An 8,419-nucleotide genomic window follows, 5' to 3' on the forward strand; every position below is an offset into this window, starting at 1 on the left:
GAGCAGGACAAATTCACATTTGCTGCAGGGTAGAACTTTTTCTATGGCTATCAAAAACTTCTGTGGTATTATTTTAGTGATAGCTACTGTCAGATAAGGGGGAGTTGTGAATCGGATCTGTGAGATGTTGGGAATCGAATACCCGATCTTCCTTGGAGGGATGGCGCACGTGTCACGCGCGCCGCTGGTCTCCGCTGTCTCCGCCGCGGGCGGGCTCGGGATCATCGGCTCGGGTGGGATGCCGCCCGACGTCCTTGCGGCGGAGATCGAGAGAGTGCGCGAAATGACGGACCGGCCGTTCGGGGTGAACCTGATGCTGATGGATCCCAACATCGATGCGCAGGTGGAGGTCGTCCTCGACGCCGGGGTGGCGATGGTGACGACCGGGGCCGGAAACCCGGCCAAGTACATCGATCGATTGAAGGCCCGCGGGATCAAGATCTTTCCCGTCGTTCCGGCTGTTGCACTGGCGGTGCGGATGGCCCGGGCCGGAGCGGACGGGGTTGTTGCCGAGGGGATGGAGTCGGGCGGACACGTCGGGGAGGTGACGACGTTCGTCCTCGTCCCCCAGGTTGCTGACGCGGTCGAGATCCCGGTGGTCGCCGCCGGGGGGATCGCCGATGGTCGCGGGCTCGCGGCCGCGTTCGCCCTCGGCGCAGAGGGAGTGCAGATAGGAACACGCTTTCTCGCCTCAGTCGAGGCACCGGTGCACGAGAACTTCAAGCGGGCGGTGCTGAAGGCGAACGAACGGTCGACGATCGTCACCGGCCGCAGCATCGGGGCCCCGGTGCGCACGATCGCCAACAAGATGACCAAGACCTTCGCCCGCTACGAGCAGGAGGGCCGGCCGCGCGAGGAGTTCGAGAAATTGGCGGTCGGGGGGCTGCGCCGCGCCGTGTACGACGGCGACCTTGAGACCGGTTCCCTGATGGCCGGCCAGGTGGCAGGGATGATCCGCGAGATCAAGCCGGTGCGGGAGATCATCGCCGAGATCGTTACCCAGGCCCGCCGGCTCCTCCCCGAGGGGGCAGGCTTCTAGATGACCGTCGCCAGCGCCAAGGCGATCCGCGACCTCGAGTTCGATCGGTTGAAGGAGCTCGTCTCCGGCTACACCCAATCCTCCCTCGGTCGCGAGGCGATCGCCGGGCTGGAACCGATCGCCGACCGCGCTGCGCTCGAGGAGGAGATCGCAGCGGTGCGGGAAGCGACGGCATTCATCTCCCGCGCTCCCCGTCTCCCGTTGGGCGGGGTTGAGGACCTCCGCCCGCTTCTGGAACGGGCACGGGAAGGGACCCACTTGGATGGAGAGGAGTGGGGGACGATCCTTTCCACCATCGAGGCTGCGGCACGGGTGCGCGCCGCCCTCGACGCGGCGGATGACCTTCCCCGGCTGCAGCGGCTCGCACGGCAGCTCGCGGACCACTCCCGCTTGGCCACCCGGATCTACCGCACGGTCGACGAGGCGGGTGAGGTCCGCGACGACGCATCTCCGCTCCTCGCCCGGCTGACGGCGAAGCGGCGCGCCGTGGAGGAGCGGATCGCGCGGCGGCTGCGGGAGTTCATGGCGCGGAACCCGGAGCTCATCGGCGAGGCGGTGATCACCCGTCGCGGGGGGCGGCTCGTCATCCCGGTCAAATCAGGGGCGATCGGCGCAGCGGAGTTCGTGGTGCACGATCGCTCCGCCACCGGCCAGACCCTGTACGCTGAGCCGACCTCCATCGTCCCGGAGAACAACACCGCGGCGCAGCTCGAGGCCGAAATCCATCAGGAACGGGTCCGACTCCTGCGCGAGTTGACCGCGGCGTTCCTCGGGGAGGCACGCCGCTTCCTGCGCGACCGGGAGGTCTTAGCCCGGATCGATTCCCTGTTCGCCCGCGCCCGGTACGGGGTGGAAAACCGGTGTGCATTCCCCCGGTTCTCCGGTGAGATCCGCCTCCTCGATGCGCGTCATCCCCTCATCCCGCCCGACCGGGTCGTCCCGATCTCGGCCAGTCTGGGGGGAAAGACCAGAGTGATGGTGATCACCGGACCGAACACCGGGGGGAAGACGGTGACCCTGCGCACGATCGGGCTTCTCACCCTGATGGCTCAATCCGGGATCCCGATCCCCGCCTCCCCGGACTCCGAGCTCGCGCTCGTCTCCCGGGTGCGGACCGATATCGGAGACGAGCAATCTTTGGAGCAGAACCTGTCCACCTTCTCCGCTCACATGAAGAACATCGTCTCCATCCTGGACGAGGTCGACTCCGACTCCCTCGTTCTGTTGGACGAGCTCGGGGCCGGGACCGATCCGCAGGAAGGGGCGGCGCTCGGGCTGGCGATCCTGGAGCGGCTCCTCGAGGTGGAAGCCCTCGTCGTCGTCTCCACCCACCTCACCCCGCTCAAGTACTTCGCCATCCGCCACCCGCGGGTGAAGACCGCGTCGATGGAGTTCGATCCGGAGAGCCTCGCCCCCACGTTCCACCTGATAGAGGGGATCCCGGGGCGAAGCAACGCGTTCATCATCGCGCGCAACCTCGGGCTCGACGCGGCGCTGGTCGCCCGGGCGCGAGAGTTCCTCGCCAAGGGGGAGATCAAGGCCGAGGACATCATCGAGCAGCTCCAGCGGGAACAGCGGTCACTCGCCGACTACCGTCGTCGCGCCGCGGCGGAGTTGGCGAATGCGCAGCGGCTCCGGGAGGAATTCGAGGGACGGCTTGCCGCGTTCGAGGCCCGCAAGGAGGAAGAGATTGCGCGCAACCTCAAGGAGCTGGGTTCGTTCCTTCGGGAGGCGCAACAGGAGGCCGAGCGCCTCCTCGCCGCGGCGCGGGCGGAAGAATCGCGCGCCGCGATGCGCAACGCCCACCGGCGGATCACCGAGCTGCGCGCCGAGCTCGAGTCCCGTGCCGGACGGGCGGAGGACGCCGGGAAGGAGCACCGGTTCGCGCGCGGGGATTCGGTGCGGATCAGACCGCTCGACGCCCGCGGGACGATCGTCGAGCTCGATGGAGAACGGGCGACGGTCGACGTGGATGGGAAGCGGTTCAGGACCAAGATCAGCGATCTCGAGCCCGCCCCACCGGCTCTCCCTTCCCGTCCGCCACGGGAGCGGATCTCCCGCCCGGCGGCCCCATCCCAGGTCTCGTTGCAGCTCAACGTGCGCGGAATGACGGTCGCCGCTGCCCTCGCCGAGCTCGAGCGCTACCTCGATCGGCTGTTGCTCGCCGATGTGCGCCGAGCAAGCGTACTGCATGGGAAGGGGACCGGAGCGCTGCGCGACGCGATCCGAAGCTACCTGTCGTCGTGCTCGTTCGTGAAAAGCGTCGGCCCCGCTCCCCCGCGCGAGGGCGGCGACGGAGTCACGGTGTTCGAGCTCAAAGGATAATACACCGCAGAGACGCAGAGAACGCGGAGACCCAAATATTCTTAATCTTTCTTTCCTCTGCGCGCTCTGCGCCTCCGCGGTGTGGCAAGGCTCACCCGCCGACCACGTTCACGTTGTCGACCGCGATCATCGGGGTGGAGAGGGTTCCGTGCACGAACCGCGTCTCCTTGCCGAGGCCGATCAGGTGGTCCTTGAGCAGTTCATACGAGTTGCCGGCGATCATGGTGTTCTTGACCCGGCCGACGATCTTTCCGTTCTCGATCTTGAACGCCACTGCCACGTTGTTGGAGAACTCCCCGGAGGCGAGGTTCCCTTGTCCGAGTCCGAGGACGCTCTCCACCAGCAAGCCGTGTTCGATCCCAGATATCAGCTCCTCCTCCGGAATGTCGCCCGGAGATACGATCACGTTGCTCGCTCCGGGGCCGGGCGGGGTGCGGAACCCACCCCCGCCGAACAGGCCTGACTTGTACCCATTCCCGGTCGGTTCAACCCCGGCGAGGGCGGCGGTGCGGCGGTCGTAGATGAATCCAGCGATTACCCCTTCCTCGGCGAGCGGGGTGCGCATCGTCGCCGTCCCCTCGTCGTCGAACCCGGAGCTGTGCGGGCCGCGGGGGATCGTTCCGTCGTCGGTCAGTGAGAACCGTGCGTCGAACGCCTTTTCCCCTACTCTTCCTTTGAGGGGAGACGTTCCCATGTACACCGACTTTCCGTTGAACCCCATCATGAGAGGAAGGAGGAGGGCGAGCGTCCCGTTCGGGGTGAAGACGACCGGCATCGTCCCACTCTTCACCGTCACGATCTCCTTTCCGTACTCGAGGTACCGGATCAATCTGTCGACGAGTCGATCCATATCGAACTCGGAGAAGTAACGTGCCTGGGTACCGTCGAACAGCATGAAGATGTCTCCGGTCTGCGCCTTACTGAGTTCGATCCCGCCTGAGATCGTCGTCCGCTGCTCGGTGAGCTCGAGTCCGTTGGTGTTCAGGATCGTCACCGTTTCCACTTCGCGGGTGATGGAGACGCCCACGTCCGCGCTCGGATCGACGCGAGTGATCGCTGCGATCGCCTTCTCCCCGAGCTCGATCAACCGCTCCTCCGGGACGGCGGCCGTCCCTTCGTCGTAAACATCGGCCTGCACCGGGGTGGTATCCGCGGCGAACGAGAACTCGGCGGGTTCCCCGAACTTCGCCGAGTCGAGTGCCGCGGCGATCAGCTCGGATGGATCGGATAGGTCGGTCGAAGTGGCAAACCCGAGTCGTCCGTTCACGATCACCCGCAGGGCGATCCCGTCGATCGCGTGGCTCTTGATCGACTCCAGCTTGCCGGAACGGAAGTTGACCGGAACGGCCCGCCCGCTCAACCGATAGACCTCGGCTTGGTCGACCTTCCCTGCGAGGCTCTTCAGCAGCTTATCCATCACTTCCCTCCTATCGTTACGTTTGCGATTCGGATGTGCGGCGCCCCGTCGGTGACCGGGAGGGGGAATTGCCCTTCCTTCCCGCATCCGCCCGCGCCCCCGAACATCTTGAGGTCGTTCCCGATCATCTCGATCGAGCGCAGCGTCTCGAACACGTTTCCGGTCAGAACGACATCCTTCAGCATCTCTCCGATCTCGCCATGCTCGATCTCGTAGGCGTAGGCCGCGGAGAAGGTGAACTGCTCGAACACCGTCTGCCCGCCGAACGCCCGCACCGCGTACACCCCGTGATCGATCCCGGAGATCAGCTCCTCAAACGAGTGCGGTCCGGGCTCGATGTAGGTATTGGTCATGCGCACGATCGGTTCGTACTCGTAGGAGACAGCGCGCGCATTTCCCGTCGGCTCGGCTCCCATCCGCGCCGCGGTCTCGCGCGAATGGAGAAGCCCAGCAAGGATTCCGTTCTTGATCAGGTAGGTCTTCGCCCGTGGTGTTCCCTCATCATCGTAGGGGACGTTCCCACGCAGGCCAGGGATGTATCCCTCATCGACCACGTTCAGATCATCGTTGCCGAATCGGGTCCCAAGCTGCATGATCTTGCGCAGCCGCTCGTTCTTGTACAGGAAATCGGCCTCGCAGAAGTGGCCGAATGCCTCATGGATGAACACCCCGGCCAGGGCCGGGTCGAGGATCACCGTGTACTTTCCCCCCTTCACCGGCCGGGCGGTGAGGAGGTCGACCGCCCGCTGCGCCGCCGCCTGCGCGTCCGATTCCCGTCCGAGAACGTACTCGAACCCGGCCGCCGTCCCCAGAGATTCGAACCCCTGCTGGATGTTCTGCGGCGAGTCGCTCGCCACCGCGGCGAGCATCAGGGTGATGTCCGGGATCTCCTGCACGATGTACGTCCCCTCGGAGTTGGCGAACGTCAACTCGCGGAACGAATCGGTGTAGCGCACTGTCGAGGAGACGATCCGCTTGTCATGCGAGAGGATGATCCGGTTGTACTCCTCCATGAGCTTCTTCTTCTCTTCGAGGGGAACCTCGCGGAAGTCGCGATCCAGCGTGGCCCGCACCGTCTCCTGCACCGGATCGACCGAAGCGAGCCTTACCTCCTCGTCGGAGTGCTTGCTGACCAGCTTCGCGAACCGGGTAGCCTCCGCCACCTTTTCTGGTAGCTCGGAGACATCGTTGAACACCGCTATCCCCCACCCCCCGTCCTTGAGGCACCGCACGATTCCTCCGGACTCAACTGACCGCTCGAGGTTCTCCAACTTGTCTTTGCGAAACAATACCTGACTACGCGATGCCCGCTCGAGCCGCACCTCGGCATAATCGGCTCCACTCCTCTCCAACGCCCGTCTTATCGCTTCCTCCACGAATACCTCCTTTTCGGTTGCAACCTGTCCCATTCTAACGGTAGGATAACCCCGTCGCCAGATGAAGGGAGTTACAAGGGAGATGAATCAGGTGCTGAAAGCGATTCGTGATCGATGGAGCGTACGCCGTTCGGATCACGCCTTGGCGGAAATCCGCGCGGCGGGCCGCTGGGCCCCGTCCGGAAAGAACACCCAGCCGTGGCGGTTCGTGGTGGTGCGAAGCGGCGGAAAGCGCCGCGCCCTCGCCCGACTCGCCCCGCAGGACCGCATGATCGCGACCGCACCAGTGACGAAAGATACCGAAGAGCTCGCGGCGCTGATCCCGATCGGGCGTCCTGGCGAGGCTCCGCCCCGGCCCGACCGCCTTCCACTTGCAAAACTAGCGCGATATATATGAGGATGGTATGATGGCGCTGTTTGCCTGGCTTGTGCGGGGAATACTGTTGGTAATCCTACTTGCATTTATCTTTCCCGCTGAACTCCTATTCGCGATTGTATTCGATTCGCCGCTCGCACTCGCGTTAGGACTGCTTGCATTGGTCGTCATCGCACTCGAGTTTGTCCTTGCCGTCGCGCTTCACGTCCTCGGGAACCTGCTCGACGTCCTCATCATCCTTGGGCTGATCGGGATTGCCTGGAAGTGGCCGCGCGGGATGCGGGGAAGGTTCATCGACAAGCTACGGGTCGCGATCCGCTCCCTGCGCCGGGAGGTGGACTACCAACTGCGCCGCCTCACCGCGGCAGACCTCCTCCTTCTTGGGCTGATTGGGTTGCTCGTGCTCATCCTGAGCCTCTCCTCCGGGTTCCTCCACTTCCTCCTCACGGTCCTCGTCGTCCTCCTCATCGTCGGGATTGTGTGGAAGTGGCCGCGGGGGTTGCGAATCAGGTTCCTGGACAAACTGCGCATCGCGCTGCGTGCCCTGTACCACGAAATTCGGAGATTGATTTAATCGTTCTCTGTCTGGATTACCGTATTTCAGCGGGTTAGTTTCCTCCGCCTGCACTTGACACCGACCGAGAAATCTGTATAATGGCAACAAGTAGTTAATGATCCTGAAAAAGGCAAACCTATCGAAAAAGCGATAGGGGCGCAAAGCCACGGGCCGCGAGGTAGCCGGGCTGCCAGGAGTGGCAGCTCGGCTTTTGCGTTTAAAACAGTACAAGAAAGTGGGGGTAGAAAGATGCAGACAACGATTTACTACAGTGAAGGAGACGCATACCTGATGGAACAGGTGGACATGAAGGGAAAGCGGGAGCGCAAGTCCCGCTCCGCGGTGATCCTCTCCATTCTGGAGGAGTACTTCGAACGGGAGAAGCGGATCGGGGAGATTCTGATGGATCTCGGGGCGGTTACCCCATCCACGCTGGCACAGGGACTGGAACTGCAGAAGAAGAAGTTCACGGACAAACTCTTGGGCGAGGTGCTTCTCGAACAGGAACTCGTGGAGAAGGAGGCGCTCGATCGGGCGTTGATGATTCAAGGAAGGAACAAAGCAACTTGAGCTGATAAAGGCAAACTGCTCGCGAGGGCAGGACGCAAAGCCACAGACCTCCCGCAGGTAGCTGGGCTGCCAGCCTCGAAAGAGGAGGTAGAATTATGGTTAGGAGGGTAGGTTTAGGTAGAGGACTGATAGAGCTGATAGCGCTTATTTTTGTTACCTCTCTGATCATCATTGGTGCTATTCCGCATGTTGGGTACTCTTCTCAGTGTACGCAAACCGTTGAAATACCCGTCACACACACAGCCTGGGTGGATAATGACCATCCAAATCAATCAAATTATGATCAAAGTCTACTCCATGTGAGGGCTCGACCTAAACACCACTGTGGTGGGCACAACGTCAGGCGTACCTATTACTATTTCGACCTTTCAGCTCTTCCCTCAGGGGCTATTGTCTCTGCAAAGTTCAAGATTGATCCTACCTGCGGAGGTGACCCGGGTGATCTGGCACTGCATAGTACTAGTTGGAGTGGTAGTCCAATCACATGGAGTTCCCAGCCGGGACCTGGCGCCCTTCTTAATACCCGGCACTACAACGGGGGCACGGGGACGATTACTTTCAACGTGAGCAGTGCTCTTTCCGGAAGCCCGAGCGAGGTGGGTTTTGTCGTCAAGTTTAGCGATGAGAGCCCATCTGAAAAAGAACACTGCGATCACGTTAATCCACGTCTTGTCATCACCGTTGCATGTCAGGCGGACCTTGAGGTGACCAAGGAGTGTCACGCTCTGGTGGCCGGAGAGACGCATGCAGATGTGTACAC

At 62.7% G+C, this 8,419-nt stretch carries 8 protein-coding genes and 2 riboswitches; of the genes, 6 read left to right on the forward strand and 2 right to left on the reverse strand.

Annotated features, from left to right (window positions below):
- The first annotated feature begins 124 nt into the window (after positions 1-124).
- Together J7J55_02665 and J7J55_02670 are read left to right on the forward strand one after the other, a co-directional pair.
- Complete coding sequence (locus J7J55_02665) at positions 125-1,039, forward strand: nitronate monooxygenase (protein ID MCD6141610.1); 915 nt, start codon at positions 125-127, stop codon at positions 1,037-1,039.
- Positions 1,040-3,364 carry an endonuclease MutS2 gene (locus J7J55_02670; protein MCD6141611.1) on the forward strand — a complete coding sequence of 775 codons (2,325 nt, stop codon included), beginning with the start codon at positions 1,040-1,042 and terminating at the stop codon, positions 3,362-3,364. It begins immediately after the preceding gene.
- 91 nt (positions 3,365-3,455) lie between these two features.
- Here the strand turns inward: J7J55_02670 and J7J55_02675 are convergent, their stop codons facing one another.
- Positions 3,456-4,781, reverse strand: a complete 1,326-nt coding sequence (locus J7J55_02675) for a TldD/PmbA family protein (GenBank protein MCD6141612.1) — start codon at positions 4,779-4,781, stop codon at positions 3,456-3,458.
- The gene (locus J7J55_02680) at positions 4,781-6,157 is read right to left on the reverse strand and encodes a TldD/PmbA family protein (protein ID MCD6141613.1); all 1,377 of its coding nucleotides are present in this window, start codon (positions 6,155-6,157) and stop codon (positions 4,781-4,783) included. The genes J7J55_02675 and J7J55_02680 overlap by 1 nt, the downstream gene beginning before the upstream one ends.
- Before the next feature lie 82 nt (positions 6,158-6,239).
- On the opposite strand from J7J55_02680, the gene J7J55_02685 reads away from it, so the two are divergent.
- From J7J55_02685 to J7J55_02700, 4 genes are all read left to right on the forward strand, one after another.
- Entirely contained in the window at positions 6,240-6,554 is a 315-nt protein-coding gene (locus J7J55_02685) for a nitroreductase family protein (protein MCD6141614.1), read from the forward strand.
- A gap of 7 nt (positions 6,555-6,561) precedes the next feature.
- Complete coding sequence (locus J7J55_02690) at positions 6,562-7,107, forward strand: hypothetical protein (protein ID MCD6141615.1); 546 nt, start codon at positions 6,562-6,564, stop codon at positions 7,105-7,107.
- A 101-nt stretch (positions 7,108-7,208) separates the two neighbouring features.
- Positions 7,209-7,284, forward strand: a riboswitch (cyclic di-GMP riboswitch).
- 54 nt (positions 7,285-7,338) lie between these two features.
- Positions 7,339-7,659 carry a hypothetical protein gene (locus tag J7J55_02695; protein ID MCD6141616.1) on the forward strand — a complete coding sequence of 107 codons (321 nt, stop codon included), beginning with the start codon at positions 7,339-7,341 and terminating at the stop codon, positions 7,657-7,659.
- Positions 7,659-7,733, forward strand: a riboswitch (cyclic di-GMP riboswitch). (Overlaps the previous gene by 1 nt.)
- Positions 7,734-7,754: 21 nt before the next feature.
- A partial coding sequence (locus J7J55_02700; GenBank protein ID MCD6141617.1) for a DNRLRE domain-containing protein occupies positions 7,755-8,419 on the forward strand: 665 nt, incomplete at its 3' end.

The organism is Candidatus Bipolaricaulota bacterium (assembly GCA_021159055.1).
GTDB lineage: Bacteria > Bipolaricaulota > Bipolaricaulia > UBA7950 > UBA9294 > S016-54.